17 protein-coding genes are annotated in these 16,731 nt (G+C 69.4%); 12 read left to right on the top strand and 5 right to left on the bottom strand.

Annotation, left to right across the window (positions count from 1 at the left end; genetic code table 11):
- Positions 1 to 14: 14 nt before the first annotated feature.
- Genes NQ160_RS01430 through NQ160_RS01415 form a run of 4 tightly spaced genes read right to left on the bottom strand, consistent with a single transcriptional unit; the run spans position 15 to position 4,106 of the window.
- Positions 15 to 1,109, bottom strand: coding sequence for an acyl-CoA dehydrogenase family protein (locus NQ160_RS01430; RefSeq protein WP_257513450.1), 1,095 nt, complete (start codon positions 1,107 to 1,109; stop codon positions 15 to 17).
- The gene (locus tag NQ160_RS01425; protein ID WP_257513449.1) at positions 1,109 to 2,074 is read right to left on the bottom strand and encodes an acyl-CoA dehydrogenase family protein; all 966 of its coding nucleotides are present in this window, start codon (positions 2,072 to 2,074) and stop codon (positions 1,109 to 1,111) included. The genes NQ160_RS01430 and NQ160_RS01425 overlap by 1 nt, the downstream gene beginning before the upstream one ends.
- A complete protein-coding gene (locus NQ160_RS01420; RefSeq protein WP_257513448.1) occupies positions 2,074 to 3,243 on the bottom strand; it encodes an acyl-CoA dehydrogenase family protein in 1,170 nt (389 codons plus the stop codon). The genes NQ160_RS01425 and NQ160_RS01420 overlap by 1 nt, the downstream gene beginning before the upstream one ends.
- Positions 3,240 to 4,106, bottom strand: a complete 867-nt coding sequence (locus tag NQ160_RS01415; protein ID WP_257513447.1) for an enoyl-CoA hydratase — start codon at positions 4,104 to 4,106, stop codon at positions 3,240 to 3,242. Before NQ160_RS01415 ends, NQ160_RS01420 begins: the two co-directional genes overlap by 4 nt.
- Positions 4,107 to 4,234: 128 nt before the next feature.
- On the opposite strand from NQ160_RS01415, the gene NQ160_RS01410 reads away from it, so the two are divergent.
- From NQ160_RS01410 to NQ160_RS01400, 3 genes are read left to right on the top strand one after another with little or no spacing between them, the layout of a single operon-like run.
- A complete protein-coding gene (locus NQ160_RS01410; RefSeq protein ID WP_257513446.1) occupies positions 4,235 to 5,401 on the top strand; it encodes an acyl-CoA dehydrogenase family protein in 1,167 nt (388 codons plus the stop codon).
- A complete protein-coding gene (locus tag NQ160_RS01405; protein WP_257513445.1) occupies positions 5,398 to 6,186 on the top strand; it encodes an SDR family oxidoreductase in 789 nt (262 codons plus the stop codon). Before NQ160_RS01410 ends, NQ160_RS01405 begins: the two co-directional genes overlap by 4 nt.
- A gap of 20 nt (positions 6,187 to 6,206) precedes the next feature.
- Positions 6,207 to 7,358 (top strand): acetyl-CoA C-acetyltransferase, encoded by a 1,152-nt coding sequence (locus tag NQ160_RS01400; RefSeq protein ID WP_257513444.1) that lies wholly within the window; start codon positions 6,207 to 6,209, stop codon positions 7,356 to 7,358.
- A 56-nt stretch (positions 7,359 to 7,414) separates the two neighbouring features.
- Here NQ160_RS01400 and NQ160_RS01395 read toward each other — a convergent pair whose 3' ends face one another.
- A complete protein-coding gene (locus tag NQ160_RS01395) occupies positions 7,415 to 8,488 on the bottom strand; it encodes an NAD(P)H-dependent flavin oxidoreductase (protein WP_257513443.1) in 1,074 nt (357 codons plus the stop codon).
- Between the two features lie 163 nt (positions 8,489 to 8,651).
- Between NQ160_RS01395 and NQ160_RS01390 the strand changes: the two genes are divergently transcribed.
- From NQ160_RS01390 to NQ160_RS01350, 9 genes are all read left to right on the top strand, one after another.
- A complete protein-coding gene (locus NQ160_RS01390; protein ID WP_257513442.1) occupies positions 8,652 to 9,554 on the top strand; it encodes an SDR family oxidoreductase in 903 nt (300 codons plus the stop codon).
- Positions 9,551 to 10,333 (top strand): MaoC/PaaZ C-terminal domain-containing protein, encoded by a 783-nt coding sequence (locus NQ160_RS01385; RefSeq protein ID WP_257513441.1) that lies wholly within the window; start codon positions 9,551 to 9,553, stop codon positions 10,331 to 10,333. The genes NQ160_RS01390 and NQ160_RS01385 overlap by 4 nt, the downstream gene beginning before the upstream one ends.
- A complete protein-coding gene (locus NQ160_RS01380) occupies positions 10,330 to 11,247 on the top strand; it encodes an NAD-dependent epimerase/dehydratase family protein (RefSeq protein WP_257513440.1) in 918 nt (305 codons plus the stop codon). The genes NQ160_RS01385 and NQ160_RS01380 overlap by 4 nt, the downstream gene beginning before the upstream one ends.
- Positions 11,244 to 12,104, top strand: a complete 861-nt coding sequence (locus tag NQ160_RS01375) for a sugar phosphate isomerase/epimerase family protein (protein ID WP_257513439.1) — start codon at positions 11,244 to 11,246, stop codon at positions 12,102 to 12,104. The genes NQ160_RS01380 and NQ160_RS01375 overlap by 4 nt, the downstream gene beginning before the upstream one ends.
- Before the next feature lie 6 nt (positions 12,105 to 12,110).
- Complete coding sequence (locus NQ160_RS01370) at positions 12,111 to 12,869, top strand: enoyl-CoA hydratase family protein (protein WP_257513438.1); 759 nt, start codon at positions 12,111 to 12,113, stop codon at positions 12,867 to 12,869.
- Positions 12,869 to 13,711 carry a CoA transferase subunit A gene (locus tag NQ160_RS01365; protein ID WP_257513437.1) on the top strand — a complete coding sequence of 281 codons (843 nt, stop codon included), beginning with the start codon at positions 12,869 to 12,871 and terminating at the stop codon, positions 13,709 to 13,711. The genes NQ160_RS01370 and NQ160_RS01365 overlap by 1 nt, the downstream gene beginning before the upstream one ends.
- Positions 13,708 to 14,451: a CoA-transferase subunit beta gene (locus tag NQ160_RS01360; RefSeq protein ID WP_257513436.1), complete on the top strand. Its 744-nt coding sequence runs from the start codon at positions 13,708 to 13,710 to the stop codon at positions 14,449 to 14,451. The genes NQ160_RS01365 and NQ160_RS01360 overlap by 4 nt, the downstream gene beginning before the upstream one ends.
- Before the next feature lie 179 nt (positions 14,452 to 14,630).
- Positions 14,631 to 15,848: an ABC transporter substrate-binding protein gene (locus tag NQ160_RS01355; protein WP_257513435.1), complete on the top strand. Its 1,218-nt coding sequence runs from the start codon at positions 14,631 to 14,633 to the stop codon at positions 15,846 to 15,848.
- A gap of 1 nt (position 15,849) precedes the next feature.
- Entirely contained in the window at positions 15,850 to 16,725 is an 876-nt protein-coding gene (locus NQ160_RS01350; RefSeq protein WP_257513434.1) for a branched-chain amino acid ABC transporter permease, read from the top strand.
- The last annotated feature ends 6 nt before the right edge of the window (positions 16,726 to 16,731 follow it).

Raw genomic sequence — 16,731 nt, 5'->3', positions numbered from 1 at the left:
CCCCGGTGCGGGAATCAGAGGGGCCAGGCGGCGCGGAGCTCGCGCGGGGTGCCGAAGAGCTGACCGAGCGCGTGGGCGCGCTTGAAGAAGAGGTGCGCGTCGTGCTCCCACGTGATCGCGATGCCGCCGTGCAGCTGGATCGTCTCGGCGGCGATGTGCGCCAACGCCTCAGAGCAGGTGGCCTTCGCGATGACGGCGAGCTCGAACCGGTCGGCGGTGCCGGAGGCGAGGGCGTCGGATGCCGCGCGCGAGGCGGTGCGGGCCGCCTCGGCCTGCACGTGCATGTCGGCCATCCGGTGCTTGAGAGCCTGGAAAGAGCCGATCGTCCGCCCGAACTGCACCCGCTGCATCGCATATGCGACCGTCTCGTCCAGTGCACGCGCGGCCGTGCCCGCCTGTACGGCGCTGACTGCCGCGAGGGCGAGAGCTCGGACGGTCTCCAGTACCTCAGGGTCCGCAGTCCCCAGCGGACGCGCCGGTACGGCGTCGAAGCGCAGGGTCACCAGGCGCAGGGTCTGATCCATGGTGGGGGTGTCTTCGCGCTCGACCGCGGCGATGTCGAGCAACTCGAACAGACGCGGGCCATCAGGGGTGCGTGCGAGGGCGAGCAGCACGTCGGCGGCGGCACCGTCGAGCACGAAGCCACTAGCGCCGGTGAGCGTCCACCCGGATCCGCTCTCGGTCGCCCGCACCCCGACGCGGCCGGCGACGAAGCGTCCGTCGGGGTCCGCCCACGCCAGGGCTGCGGACGACGAGCCCTCGGCGATGCCGGGAAGCAGACGCGCAGCGGCGTCCGCGTCTCGCGATGCGATGATCGCCTGCGCCGCAATCGCGACGGAGCCGAGGTAGGGGGATGGCGCGAGCGAGTAGCCGATCTCCTCGAGCACCAGTTGCGCCTCGCGGAGCGTGAAGCCGGCGCCGCCGAATTCCTCGGGGATCGCTATACCGGCGATCCCGACCTCTTCGCACAGCAGTCGCCACAGGCCGGCGTCGAATCGCTCGGCCGTGTCCAGTGCGCGACGGGTCGCCGCGCTGTCCGCACGCTGGGTCAGAATGCCGCGCACCAGCGCGACGAGTTCCCGCTGGTCCTCATCGGGGTCGAATGACATCACCGCTCCTTCGGGAGGATGTCGCGGGCGATCCGTGCCCGGTGGAAGTCGGGGGTGCCCCACGCCGCAGACAGTGCGGGCGCGAGACCGAGCCAGATCCGCAGCGTGTGCTCGGCGGTGTAGCCGATGGCGCCATGCACCTGCAGCGAGACCCGCGCGGCCAGCATGGCCGCGTCTCCGGCGGCGACCTTCGCTGCGGAGACCGCCCTGTCCTCGTCGGGCATGCCGGTGCGCAGGGTCGCGTTCCAGACGAGTGGCCGCGCGAAGCTCAGTGCGATGCGCACGTCGGCGAGCTGATGCTTGAGTGCCTGAAACTCGCCGATGGGACGGCCGAACTGCTCGCGCACCTTCGCGTACGACACGGCTTCGTCGAGCATCCGCTCGCCTGCGCCGACGAGGGTGGCCGCCGCGGCGACGGACGCCTCGTTCAGCGCGGTATGGAGGGCCCCGGGGTGCAGCGCGGTCGCGGTGCCGGCCGCTACGAGACGCGCGAGGCGTCGGGTCGGCGCCACCGAGGTCAACTCCTCGACGACATCGCCCTGCTGCAGTGCGTCTCCTCGCACGACGAACCGGTGGGAGGCGAGAGCCGCGTCGAGCGCTGTGGGCGCGATCCCGTCGACCGCCGCTGTCGCGATCGCCCCGGCGGCGAGCTCGGCCCGGGTGTGCTCGGGGACCAGCCCGGGCAGCAACGCGACCGTCTCCAGATAGGGGCCCGGGACCGCGTGGTAGCCGAGCCGTTCGAACACCACGGCAAGGTCGCCGAGGGTGCCGCCGAATCCGCCCGCATCCTCGCTGGTGCGCAGGCCGAGCAGTCCGAGTTCGGCGAACTGCCGCCAGAGGCCGAGTCCGGGGCCGGTGTCACCGTCGGCCCAACTGCGTGCGACGTCCGCACCGCCCGCACCCTCGACGATCTCGTCGACGGTCTCAGCGAATGCGACCTGTTCTTCCGTGGGCAGGAACCGCATCATCCGCGCCTTCCGTCTCCGCCGCGGGGGAGTCCGAGGATTCGCTCCGCGATGATGTTCCGCTGGACTTCGTTTGTACCCGCGTAGATCGGGCCAGCGAGGGAGAACTGATAGTCATCGACCCAGCGACCCCCGCCGACCGCGGAGACTCCGCGCAGCTCGGCCTCCGGGCCGAGGATGCGCAGCGCGGTCTCGTGGATGTGCACGTCGAGCTCCGACCAGAAGACCTTGTTCACGCTGCCCTCGGCTCCGACCGTACCTCCGTCGAGGAGCGTGCTGACCGTGTGCCAGGTGAAGAGACGATAGGCCTCAGCGCCGATCCAGGCGTCGACGACCGCGGCATCCTCGCTCCGGCGCGCGTACTCGGCCTGCAGGGTGACGAGCCGTTCGGTGGCCGCGAGGAAGCGTCCTGGCGCGCGCAGCGAGAGCCCGCGCTCGTTCCCGGCGGTGCTCATGGCAACGCGCCATCCGTCGCCCGGCGCGCCCAGAACGTCTTCGTCCGGCACGAACACGTCGTCGAAGAAGATCTCTGCGAAACCCGTCGTGCCGTCGAGCTGAGCGATGGCGCGGACGGTGATGCCGTCGGCGTCCATCGGGAAAAGGAAGTAGGTGAGTCCGCGGTGCCGCTGGGCGTCGGGGTCGGAACGGAACAGACCGAACCCGCGATCGGCCCAGACCGCGCGCGAACTCCAGATCTTCTGTCCGTTGAGCACCCAGCCGCCGCGGGCCTCGTCGCGGCGGGCGGTGCTGCGAATCGCGGCGAGGTCGCTGCCGGCGCCTGGCTCCGACCATGCCTGTGCCCAGATGAGCGAGCCGTCGGTCATCTGCGACAGGAACCTCTCGTGCTGCGCGGGGGTGCCGTGCTCGAACAGGATCGGCGCGAGCAGCGAGATGCCGTTCTGGGCGACGCGGGTCGGTGCGCCCGCACGGTAGTACTCCTCCTCGAAGAGCACCCACTCGGTGATGCCCGCGTCCCGCCCGCCGTACCGCTCCGGCCAGGAGACGACCGACCACCGGCCTGCCGCGAGCGTCGCTTCCCATTCGCGGTGGGCCGCGAATCCCGCCTCGGTGTCCATCGACGGAAGCGGGCTTCGGGGCACGTGCTCTTCGAGCCAGGTGCGTGCTTCGGCGGCGAATGCCTCCTGCTCGGGGGTGAGGTCGAGGTTCACTTCTTCGCTCCCCGCGCGGTGTCGGCCTTGATGGAGCGCACATCCACACCGCCGAGCGAGTCTCCGCCGACCTCGGCGTTGTGCGCATGCGCGGCATGATGCAGGCCGAACACCGAGTCCATGCCGGTGCGCATGCCCTGCAGGTCCTCGGCCTGGTTCACCGCCTTCTTGGTCAGCGCGAGTCCGAGGCGGGGCATCCGGGCGATCCGCTCGGCGAGCTCGAGGGTGCGCTCTTCGAGGTCGTCGCGGGCGACGACGTGATTCACCATGCCGAGCTCGTACGCGCGGGCGGCCGGCATCCGGTCGCCCGTGTAGAGCATCTCCTTGGCCGCGCGGGGATTGGTGACCCACGGGTGCGCGAAGTACTCGACGCCGGGGATGCCCATCGCCACCACCGGATCCTGGAAGAAGGCGTCGTCGGCGGCCACGATGAAGTCGCACGACCAGGCCAGCATCAGGCCGCCGGCGATGCAGGCGCCCTGCACCATCGCGATGACGGGTTTGGGGATCTCGCGCCAGCGACGACACATACCGAGGTACACCTCGGACTCGCGGGCGAAGCGCGAGTCGACGCCTTGCGCGCCGACGTGGTCCCACCAGATGACGGCCTTCCGCTCGAAGCTCTGGTCGATGTCGCGCTCGGGTGTGCCGATGTCGTGGCCGGCGCAGAAGTGCTTGCCGTTGCCGCCGAGCACGATGACCTTGACGGTGTCGTCGTCGACGGCGCGGGTGAAGGCGGCGTCGAGCGCGTAGGTGACCTTCGAATTCTGGGCGTTGCGATACTGGGGGCGGTTCAACCGGATGATCGCGGTCGAGCCGCGCACCTCGTAGGTCACCACGGCATCGGCGGATTCGACGGTCATGATGGGTTCCTCTCTGAACTCCCGCGCCAACCAAACAATCGCTTGGTTTCCTTGATACTATACGTGAACGGCACCGCCAAGACCACGTCGGACGCGGGGCCGACGGTCACGACTCGATGAGGAGACAGATGGACGCGACGCAGCACGACGCGGATGAGCGCTTCCGCGGCGAGGTCCGGGAGTGGCTGGAGCAGAACCTCACCGGTCGCTTCGCCGAGCTGCGCGGGCGCGGCGGCTCTGGCCGCGAGCACGAGGACTTCGAGGCCCGGCTCGAGTGGAACCGGCATATGGCGGCCGCCGGATGGACGTGCGTCGCATGGCCCGTCGAGCACGGGGGACGCGGGCTCAGCATCGCGCAGCAGGTCATCTTCCATGAGGAGTACGCGAGGGCTGACGCTCCGGCCCGGGTCAACCACCTCGGCGAGGAGCTTCTCGGTCCGACTCTCATCGCCCACGGCACAGCCGAGCAGCGGGCGCGCTTCCTCCCACCGATCGTCGCCGTCGAAGAGCTCTGGTGCCAGGGCTACTCCGAGCCCGGCGCCGGCTCCGACCTCGCCGCCGTGTCGACGAGGGCGCAGCGTGTAGGCGATGAATGGTCGATCACCGGACAGAAGGTGTGGACCTCGCTCGCGCAGCAGGCCGACTGGTGCTTCGTGATCGCCCGCACAGAGGCCAGCTCCAGCCGACACCGCGGACTCTCCTACCTCCTCGTGCCGATGGACCAGCCCGGTGTGGAGGTGCGGCCCATCCTGCAGCTGACCGCGACCAGTGAGTTCAACGAGGTCTTCTTCGACGATGCGCGTACGGATGCCGCGCTCATCGTCGGCGGCGAGGGGAACGGCTTCAAAATCGCGATGGCGACGCTCGGCTTCGAGCGTGGGGTTTCGACGCTCGCCCAGCAGATCGCATTCCGGCGGGAGCTGGATGCCGTGATCGATTCGGCCACGCGCAACGGCGCAATTGACGATGCGGTCATCCGCGACAGGCTCGTGCGGGCGCGGATGACCCTGGAGGTCATCCGCCAGCACGCCCTGCGCACGCTCGGCGGCGAACAGGGCGACGGTGCCTCGGTCACGAAGCTGTTGTGGTCGAACTGGCACCGCTCGCTCGGCGAGCTCGCCATGGATGTGAACGGCCCCGCGTCCCTGCTCGTCGGCGAGGAGTATGCGCTCGATGACCTGCAGGCCCTCTTCCTGTTCAGCCGCTCCGACACGATCTACGGCGGATCCGATGAGATCCAGCGAAACATCATCGCGGAGCGCGTGCTCGGCCTTCCCCGAGAGGCCCGCCCATGAGCATCACCGCCCCTGAGTACGTCGCCGGGCACGACCTGCTTGCCGGAAAGCGCGTCGTAATCACGGCCGCCGCCGGTGCCGGCATCGGCCAGGCCGCCGCGATCCGCTGCCTGGAGGAAGGGGCCGCGGTCGTCGTCCTCGGCGACACGCACCCCGGCCGTCTCGCCGAGACGGAACGCGACCTCGGTGACCGCTTCGGCGCGGACCGCGTGCGCACCGCCGTGTGCGATGTGACGGTCGAGGAGCAGGTCGGCGCCCTCCTCGACGTCGCGGAGGAGGGCGGGGCCATCGACGTGATGATCAACAACGCCGGTCTCGGCGGATCGGTGTCGATCCTCGACATGACCGACGACCAATGGGACAGGGTGATCGACGTCACCCTCACCGGCACCTTCCGCGGCATCCGCGCGGTCGGTCGCCGCATGGTCGCCGCCGGAACGGCCGGGGTCATCGTCAACAACGCCTCCGTCATCGGCTGGCGTGCGCAGGCCGACCAGGCGCATTATGCCGCCGCCAAGGCCGGTGTGATGGCGCTCACCCGCAGCGCAGCGATGGACCTCGCCGCCCACGGCATCCGGGTCAACGCGGTCTCGCCGAGCCTGGCGATGCACCCGTTCCTCGAGAAGGTCACCTCCCCGGAACTGCTGGAGCAGCTCACCGCCCGCGAGGCGTTCGGCCGCGCGGCGCAACCCTGGGAGATCGCCAATGTCATGGTGTTCCTCGCGAGCGCATATTCCTCGTATATGACCGGCGAGGTCGTCGCCGTCAGCAGTCAGCACGCGTGAGTTCAGAGAGAAGGAAGAACATGGCAGAGGCATACATCGTCGATGCGGTCCGCTCGCCCGTCGGCAAGCGCGGCGGCTCGCTCTCGGGCATCCACCCGGCCGATCTCGGCGCGCACAGCCTGAAAGCGCTGGTCGAACGCACCGGCATCGACCCCGGCGCGCTCGACGACGTCATCATCGGCGCGACCGACACGATCGGCGGACAGGCCGGCAATGTCGGGCGCTCCGCTGTGCTGGTCGCCGGCTTTCCCGAGCACGTCCCCGGTGTCACGATCGATCGCCAGTGCGGATCGAGCCAGCAGGCTGTGCATTTCGCCGCGCAGGCGGTCATAAGCGGCACGAGCGACCTGATCATCGCCGGGGGCCTGCAGAACATGTCGCAGCTTCCGATCTCCTCGGCCATGGCCGCCGGCGAGGCCTATGGCTTCACGACCCCGTTCGCCGAGTCGCCCGGATGGCAGGCCCGATACCCCGACCAGGAGATCTCGCAGTTCGTGGGTGCCGAGATGATCGCCGAGAAGTGGGACATCACGCGCGAGGAGATGGAGCAGTTCGCGCTGGAGAGTCATCAGCGGGCCGCGGTCGCGCAGGACGAAGGGCGTTTCACGAGCCAGATCGCGCCGCTGAACGGCCTCGCACACGACGAGGGCTTGCGCCGTGACACCTCGCTGGAGCGGATGGCCGGGCTCCAGACCCTGACCCCCGGCGGGAGGCTGACCGCCGCCGTGGCGTCGCAGATCAGCGACGCGTCCAGCGCGGTGCTCGTCGCAAGCGCACAGGCGGTGAAAGACCACGGGCTCACCCCGCGCGCCCGGATCCACCACATGTCGGTGCGCGGCGACAGCCCGGTGTTCATGCTCACGGCCCCGATCCCCGCGACCAAGTACGCGTTGGAGCGCTCGGGCCTGAGCCTCGACGACATCGACCTGTTCGAGGTGAATGAGGCCTTCGCCTCGGTCGTGCTCGCCTGGATGAAGGAGACCGGGGTCGCGCGCGACAAGGTCAACGTCAACGGTGGCGGAATCGCGCTCGGGCATCCGATCGGTGCGACCGGCACCCGGCTCATGACCACGATGCTGAACGAGCTCGAGCGCACCGGTGGCCGCTATGGCCTGCAGACGATGTGCGAGGGCGGCGGGCTCGCCAATGTCACCATCATCGAGCGCCTCTGAGGGGTGTCGACATCGAGAACGGGCCGCTTCGGACGGGCGGCCCGTTCTCGTCCCGTTCAGTCGATGAGGCAGGATGCCGCGACCTGGAGCTGCTCCACGGCGTCGCGGACGACCCGGTCGACGAGCTCCTCGCAGCTGGGCAGGTCGTCGATCATGCCGACCACCTGCCCGGCGGCGAGCATCCCGGCACGCGTGTCGCCGTCGACCAGTCCGGCTTTGAGCAGCATCGGGGTGTTCGCGGCGAGGGTCATCTGCGCCCAGCTGCGCCCCGTGGCCTTCTTCATCGAGGCGGCGTCGGTGGCCAGTCCGCGCCAGCTCATGCCCGACATCCGCTTGAACGCGAGCGAGCGCCGCAGGGTCGGAAGCAGCTGCCGGATGCCGGCGCGTCGCTCCAGGCCCTCGATGTACTCCGTCCGCAGCAGCCGGTGCGGCATCCCGTCGGCCTTGGTCGTGACGACCGTTCCGTCGAGTCCGAAGCCCAGGTAGCGCTGCTTGATGGCGTCGGGAACCGCGCTGTCGCGCGTGAGCAGGAATCTCGTCCCCATGCCGACTCCCGCAGCACCGTAGGCGAGCGCGGCGGCGAGCCCGCGGCCGTCGTGGAAGCCGCCCGCGGCGACCACCGGAATGTCCACCGCCGCGACGACGGAGGGCACGAGTATGGAGGTGGGGACCGCGCCGGTGTGGCCGCCGCCCTCGCCGCCCTGCACCATGACGGCATCCGCGCCCCACGCCGCGACCTTCTCGGCATGGCGCACCGCACCGATCGAGGGGATCACCACGACGCCGTGCTCCTTGAGCTTCTCGATCAGCTCCCGTCGGGGGGCGAGCGCGAAGCTTGCGACTTTCACTCGGTGACGGATCAGGATGTCGACGCGCTGCTCGGCGTCGCCGGCGTCCGCGCGGAGGTTCACCCCGAACGGCCGCTCCGTGCGCTCCTGGACCTCGATGATCTGTCGCTCGAGTTCGTCGGTGCCCATGGTCGCGGAGGCGAGGATGCCCAGCCCTCCGGCTTCGGCTGTCGCCGAGACCAGGCGGGCTCCGGCGACCCACCCCATGCCGGTCTGCACGACGGGGTGGTCGACGCCGGTCAGGCGCGTGAGTGCCGTCGTGAGCATAGGGGGAGTGGTCATGTCGGGACACCTCTCTGTGTCGTGCGTCGAGTCGTACGCCCACGCGCAGTGCGCGGGCGTATGCGCGGAGCATACTCTACTTGCCCTAGCGTTTGCTTGGTTGCTAGGGTGAGGGTGTTCCATCGGCCGAGGACGCCGGTGCAGCCTCGAAGGAGAGTCGAACATGGCAGGAATTCTCGATGGTCGGGTCGCGATCGTGACCGGCGCCGGACGCGGTCTCGGGCGCGAGCACGCACTCGAACTCGCCCGGCAGGGTGCGAAGGTCGTCGTGAATGATCTGGGCACCGCGCTGGACGGCGCCGGGAACTCGGTCGGCCCCGCCCAGGATGTCGTCGACACGATCCGCGGCGAGGGAGGCGAAGCGATCGCCAACGGCTCCGACATCGCGGACTTCTCGCAGGCGGGCGAGCTCATCGCGCAGGCGGTGGACGCCTTCGGAGGGCTGGACATCCTCGTCAACAACGCCGGCTTCGTGCGCGACCGCATGCTGGTCAACGCCGAAGAAGACGAATGGGACGCCGTGATCCGCGTGCACCTCAAAGGGCACTTCGCCCCCTTGCGCCACGCGAGCGCCTACTGGCGCAGCCAGGCCAAGGAGGGCCGGCTCCCCACCGCCCGAGTCATCAACACGTCGTCGGGGGCGGGGCTCCAGGGCAGCGTGGGTCAAGCGGCCTACTCGGCGGCCAAGGGCGGTATCGCATCGCTCACCCTGGTCGCCGCACACGAACTCGGCCGCTACGGCGTCGCCGTGAACGCGATCGCACCCTCCGCGCGCACGCGCATGACCGAGGGCGCCTTCGCCGAGGCCATGGCTGCGCCCGCCGCGGGCTTCGACCGCATGGACCCGGCGAACGTCTCCCCCCTCGTGGCCTGGCTCGCCAGTGCCGACTGCGATGTCACGGGCCGCGTGCTCGAGATCGAGGGTGGGCGGATCTGCCTGGAAGAAGGATGGCGTCACGGACCGGTCCGCGAGATCGACCGCCGCTGGGCCGCTGCGGAGATCGGCGACGCCGTGCGCGCGCTCGTGCACGAGGGCGCACGCCCGGAGGCGGTGTACGGCGCATGAACACCGGCGACTGGGCGGGCCGGCCGCTCGGCACGCGCACGGTCGGGTACGACGAGAGTGATGCGATCCTCTACGCCCTCGCGGTCGGAGCCGGCGCCGACGATCTCGACCTCGTGTTCGAGGATCGGCTCCGGGTGCTTCCGTCATTCGGGCTCACGCTCGCGCAATGGGCCCCCGACATCCTCGCGGCAGCCGGTGCCTACGGCGACGCCGCCGTGCACGGATCCCAGACCCTCGAGGTGCACCGTCCGCTGCCGAGATCAGGCGAGATCGCGCTGACGGCGCGGGTCGGTGACGTGTGGGACAAGGGCACCGCCGCGGTCTTCGAGGTGATCGTGGAGTGCGATCTGTTCACTGCGATGTGGTCGCTGTTCGCACCGGGCAGGGGAGACTTCGGTGGCGAGAGGGGCCCGTCGCGCGAACCCGAACCCGGTCGCGGGCGAGGGACGATCAGCGCGATGTCGACGTTCCCGACTCAGGCCGCCCTCTACCGGCTCACCGGAGACCGCCATCACATCCACATCGACCCGGAGGCTTCGGCGCGGATCGGTCAGCCGACCCCGATCCTTCAAGGGCTGTGCACTCTCGCCGCCGCGACCCTGGTGCTCGCGCGCGATCGCGGCGCCCACCCCGCAGACCTTACTTCGCTCCGCGGACGCTTCAGCGGGCCCGTCGTCCCCGGCGATGTGCTCGAGCTGGAGAGCTGGCCGGAGGGAACTTTCGACCTGCGCCGCGACGGTGTGCCGGTGATCTCGGATGGAAAGGCGGACTTCGCATGAGCCGTGTCCTCGTCGTCGGTGCCACAGGCATGATCGGAAGCCGCATCGCGACCGACCTCGCCGCGAGAGGGGACGAGGTCACGGTCATGTCGCGCCGCGGCCCGTCCGATCGCGACCCGAGCGCCGTTGCGGGCCTGCCGCGGCTGATCGGGGACTACACGGAGACCGAGTCGAGTCCCGTGCTGCTGGAGGGCTACGACGCGATCGTGTTCTCGGCGGGCAACGACATCCGACATGTCCCGGCCGAGCAGGAGGACGCCGCGTTCTGGGAACGCACACAGAGTGGCGGCGTCCCACGTTTCGCCGCCCGAGCCCGGGCCGCCGGAGTGTCCCGTTTCGTCCAGATCGGTAGCTATTACCACCAGTTGCACCCGGAGTGGACGGAGCGCATCCCCTATGTGGCGGCGCGCCGGGACGCCGACGACGGGGCACGCGCACTCAGCAGCGACGGCTTCGCCGCGATCACTCTGAACCCACCCTCCATCGTCGGCGCCGACGAGCGCGGGCTGCGCCGTTTCGCTCGCATGGTCGCGTGGGTGCGCGGGGAGGTCGACGAGCCGGCGCTTTTCGCTCCTCCCGGCGGTACGAACTATATGTCCGTCCACTCGCTCTCGCAGGCGGTGCAGGGGGCGCTCGACTCGGGCGCAGCAGGCCACGCCTACCTGGTGGGCGACCGCAACCTCAGCTATCGCGATTACTTCCAGCTCCTGGCCGATGCCGCAGGCAGCCGGCACGTGATCGAGGAGCGCGACGAGGAGCACCCCTTCCAGCCCGACCGCTTCATCGTGCAGGGTCGTGGGGCCGTGATCGCCTTCGAGCCCGACGCCGAGGAGACCGCGCTGCTCGGTTACGACCGCCACGACGTCGAGCGCGCGCTCGAGGAGATCGTCGCCGGGGTCGACGCGCGACCATGAGCGGCGACAGCACCCGCGTGTGCGTGAGCGGCATGGCCGCGCTGTCGTGGGACCTCGCCGACGAGATCGCTATGTACGGGCGCACCGGCACGGACCTCATCGGTCTGCCCGCGTTGAAGGTCGCCAATCACGGTATCGCGGGTGTGGCGGATCTGCTCGAGGAGCACGCGGTGCGTCTCGGCTACCTCGTGCACCCGCTGCGCGCCCACCCCGACGACGACAAGGGCTGGGAGCGCCAACTCGCGGAACTCGCCGACGCTGTGCGTCACGCGCACGATCTCGGCGCCGGCACGGTGTATCTGACCTCGGGGTCCTCCGGACACCTGGGTTGGGAGCGTGCGGCAGATCTCTTCACGGAGCGCCTGGCCGCTCTCGTACAGTTCGCGGGGTCGCTCCAGGTCCGGCTCGCCGTCGAGAACACCATGTCGCTGCGCAGTGACATCAGCTTCACGCACACGGCAGCCGACGCGTTCGCACTCGCGGATAGAGCGGGGATGGGTGTGTGCCTCGATCTGTACTGCTGCTGGCAGGAACGTGGACTCGGCGAGCTCATCTCCGGACGAACGCCGCAGATCGAGATCGTGCAGGTCTCGGACTTCATGCTCGGCACCTCGTCCTTCCCCAACAGATGGGTGCCCGGCGACGCCGACCTTCCGGTGGAGTCGCTGTTGGCTCAGGTGCTCCGTGCCGGGTACGAGGGCATCGTCGACGCCGAGCTGATCGGGCCGGCCATCGAGGAGGAGGGCCCGGAATCGGCCCTTCGCCGATCGGTCTCCTGGATGCGCGCGCAGATCGCTGCGCCGACGCAGAACCCCAGAATCCCAGAATCCCATAATCCCAGAACCAGAGTTAGGTAGGCACTCATGTCGATCGACATCACGACGCAGGACAAGGGCGTGCGCGTCGTCACGATGAACTATCCCCCCGTGAACGCGCTGCCCGTGCAGGGCTGGTTCGACGTGGCGGACGCGATGCGCAAGGCAGGAGCCGACGGCTCGAGCCGCGTGGTCGTCCTCCGCGCCGAGGGGAGGGGCTTCAACGCCGGCGTCGACATCAAGGAGATGCAGCGGATCGAGGGATTCAGCGGCCTGCTCGGCGCCAACCGCGGCTGCTTCGAGGCGTTCAAGGCGATCTACGAATGCCCGGTCCCGGTCATCTCGGTGGTGAACGGCTTCTGTCTCGGCGGCGGTGTCGGCCTCGTCGGCAACTCCGACGTGATCATTGCATCGGACGACGCGTACTTCGGCGTGCCGGAGGTCGACAGGGGCGCCCTCGGCGCCGCGACCCACTTGGCCCGGCTCGTGCCGCATCACATGCTCCGGGCGATGTACTACTCCGCACGCACGGTCACCGCGCAGCGCCTGGCCGAGCTCGGCTCGGTGGATCAGGTCGTGCCGCGGGGCGAGCTCGACGGCGCGGCGTTCGCGTTCGCCGCGCAGATCGCCGCGAAGGACACGCGGGTGATCCGCGCAGCGAAGGAGGCGCTGAACGGCATCGATCCGATCGACGTCAACCGCAGCTACCGGTTCGAGCAGGGGTTCACGTTCGAGCTCAACCTCGCCGGCGTCGCCGACGAGCACCGCGACGAGTTCGTTGCCACCGGCAACGCGCTGGAGACCTGATGGCCTCACTGCGGCAGCTCGACGAGATGGCCGGGCTGTTCCGAGACGGGATGACCATCGGCATCGGAGGGTGGGGGTCTCGGCGGAAGCCGATGGCGCTGGTGCGAGAGCTCGTGCGCAGCGGTGCGCGCGACCTGACCGTCGTGACCTTCGGCGGGCCGGACGCCGGCATCCTCTGCGCGAGTGGACAAGCCTCGCGCATCGTGCACGGCTTCGTCTCGCTCGACTCGATCCCGATCGACCCGCATTTCGCCGCGGCACGCCAGCGGGGCGCGGTGGCGACCACCGAACTCGACGAGGCGATGCTGGTCGCCGGTCTGCGTGCGGCCTCCCGGCGACTCCCGTTCGAGGTGCTGCGCAACGGAATCGGCTCGGATGCCGTGACCGAGAACCCGGAGATCCGCACCATCGTGTCGCCGTACGGCGACGGTGAGACCCTCGTGGCCATGCCGGCGATCCCACTCGACATCGCCCTCGTGCACGTGGAGCAGGCGGATCGCGTCGGCAACGCGCAGTGCCTCGGCCCGGATCCCTTCTTCGATGAGCTCATCGCGCGGGCGGCGGCGCTCGCCGTCGTCTCGGCGGAGCGCATCGTCGGCACCGAGCGGCTCGCCGCCGAGCATCCGTCGACCCTGATCCTGAACCGCTCGGAGACCCACGTCGTGACCCATGCACCGCGGGGCGCGGGGTTCACGGCCCTGCTGCCGGAGTATGCCCGTGACGAGGTCGCCCAGCGTGCGTACGCGGACTCGGCGCGCGATGCGGAGGCCTCGCGGCGGTACCTCGACGAGTACCTCGCGCACGATGCGACACGCGCCGAAGCAGAAGGAGAGGCGCCATGATCACGCGCGCGGAGATCGCTGCCACGGCCTGCGCCGACCTGTTCCGCGGCTCCGGCGCGATGCTTGCGAGCTCCTTCGGGGTGATCCCGACGATCGGGGCTCGTCTGGCAAGGCTCACGCATGCGCCGGACCTCCTTCTGAGTGACGGTGACGCGACGCTGTTCGCCGATACGCCCGCCGTCGATCGGCCGTTCACCCGTCCCGAGGGGCATCTGCCCTACGCGAAGCTGTTCGAGCTGATCGCCACGGGCCGCCGGCATGTGATCATGGGAGCTCCGCAGCTCGACCGACACGGCAACCAGAACCTCTCGGCGATCGGCCCGCGCGACCGGCCGACGCATCAGCTCGTCGGGGCCCGCGGCGCGGCGACGAACACGGCGAACCACGCCACCAGCTATTTCGTCCCACGCCATTCGCCGCGGGTCTTCGCCCCGACGGTGGACACGGTGACCGGGGTCGGGGCCGACCGCGCCGCGCAGTGGGGACTGAGGTTCCATGACCTGCGCGGTGTCGTGACGAACCTCGCGGTGCTCGACCTCGCGGGCCGTGACGGCACCATGAGAGTCGTCAGCGTGCATCCCGGAGTGCGGGTGCGTGAGGTCGTCGCCGCGACCGGGTTCCCCCTCGAGATCCCGGCCGATGTGCCCGTCACGCGCGCACCCGATGAGAGCGAGCTGCACCTGATCCGCGCCGTGCTCGACCCCCGGGGCCTGCGCGAACGCGAGCTTCCCGAAGCCTGACCCAGCTGGCATCTCACGCCGACCCGGATTCCGGTCGGCGTGAGACGGCTCCCAGGCCTGCCATGCTCAGAGGGGGACCGACGTTGACGTCATCCGTCGTGCTGGGTATTGTTGCAACAACCAAGCATTTGTTTGGCGCACTGCGGCGCCAGACCCGAAGGAACCAATGGAGGTTTCCCGTGAAGTCACAGCGACTGCTCGCCCTGGTTGGGGCTGCAACTCTCGTCGTCACGCTCTCCGCCTGCGCGGGCGATGACACATCGGACTCGGCGGGCGCGGGATCCGGAGACGGGGAGATCATCTTCGGTCTTGACGAGGACAGCACCGGCCCCGGCGCCTCCTACGCGGTGATCGCGGGCAAGACGATCCGCTTCGCGGTCGACGAGATCAACGCCGCAGGCGGGATCGACGGCCAGCAGATCCGGATCGTCGTCGGCAACGACGAGTCCGACCCCACCAAGACCCCCACCGTGTTGCGCAAGCTCGTCGACGAAGGGGCTCAGGTGATGCTGCTCGACACCGGCAGCGGCGCGGTGCTGCAGGGCAAGTCGGTCCTCAAGCAAGCCGGCATCCCCGCCATCGCTCCGACGGCGGTGACGACCTCGGTCGCGGAGGCTCCCGACAACGAGTTCACCTACATGCTCGCCAACGGCGTCGACCAGTTCGCCGACGCGTACTGCGGAGCGATGGAGACCAAGGGCTACGAGAGCATCGCCGTCCTGTCCGACGCCTCCCCGGCCATCGACAATATCAACAAGCTCATCATCCCGATCCTCGAGGACTGCGTAGAGGTCGTCGCCGAGGAGTCCGCGCCGGTCGACGCCGCCGACCTCACGGCCCAGGCTGCGCGCATCAAGCAGGCCGACCCCGACGCCATCCTGGTGTCGAGCCTCGGCGGCAACTTCGAGGTGCTCGCGCACAACACGCTGCACCAGCAGATTCCCGGTGTGCTGCGCTTCTCGCTGGCCTCGATCGGCAACCAGCCCGACTCGTGGGGACGCACCAACAAGGGCGCCCTCGCCGATGTCGTCTACATGGGCGCACTCGACATGGAAAACAAGAAGACCCAGGAGCTGGAGAAGAAGCTCAAGAAGGCCAACGGCGACGACTACCGCCTGACGGCATACGACGCGCAGGCCTACGACTCGGTCTACCTGCTCAAGGCGGCCATCGAGGCGGCCGGTGGCGCGGATGACCCCATCGCCGTCCGCGATGCGCTGAACGAGATCAGCGACTTCGAGGCGTCGTTCGGTCAGCCCGGGTTCACCCTCTCGTTCACGCCCGACAAGCACATGGGGGCCGACGGACTGTGTGGTCTCGTGCTCTCCGGCTTCGACGAGAACAATCAGCCGACGGGTGCCTGGGCGGACTACCAGGTGACGTGCGAGTCGCAGTGACATGACCGACCCTCAACTCTGGCTCTCGGTCCTGGAGATCGGCAGCTTCTTCGGACTCATCGCCCTCGCCTATCAACTGACCCTCATCGGTGCCGGCTTCTTCAACTTCGCCATCGGGCCCTACGCCATGGCGGCGGCCCTCGGCGCCAGCTGGCTCACGATCGAGATCGGAGTGCCGATCGCACTCAGTCTCGTTCTGGGTCTGCTCATCGCCGTCGCCGCGAGTGGACTGACCGAGCTTCTCGTCGTCCGGCAGGTGCAGAAGCGATCGGGTCGCGGCGAACTGCCCGCGCTCGTCGCGGTCACGGCGGTGCTGTTCATCGTCCAGCAGGGCGCGGGTGCCATCTTCGGGCGCCCCGCTCTGCCCGGGCAGGTGCTCTTCTCCTTCGGCCCGTGGCAGATCGGATCGGCCTACGTCTCAGGAACCGCAGTCGTGCTGATCGTCGCCACGGCGCTGATCTTCATCGCCGTGTCGGTGTGGATGCGGCACAGTCGCACCGGACGCCTGCTGCGCGCCGTGGGAGACAACCGCAGTGCAGCAGGCCTGCTGGGGCTGCCGGTCGGGCGGATCAGACTCATCGCCTTCCTGCTGGCAGGCCTGATCGCGGGGGCGGCCGGACTCCTGTACGCGCCCAAGACCGGGGTCGCCTTCACCAGTGGGCTGTCGTGGACGCTCGTCGGATTCCTGGCGCTCGTGATCGGTGGCACCGGACGCACCTGGGCCCCCCTGCTCGGCGGCTTCGTGCTCGGCGCGATCCAGGTGTTCGCCCCGTTCTACTTCGGCAGCATGGGCCCGACCACGATGGTCCTGCTGATCGCCCTGCTGTTCTTCGCTTTCCGCCCCCATGGCCTGTTCTCGACGCGGGTGCGCATATGACCATTC

This window comes from Microbacterium sp. zg.Y909 (genome assembly GCF_024626565.1).
The sequence above is the reverse complement of the archived record's forward strand: the minus strand, read 5'-3'. Positions and strand labels throughout refer to the sequence as shown.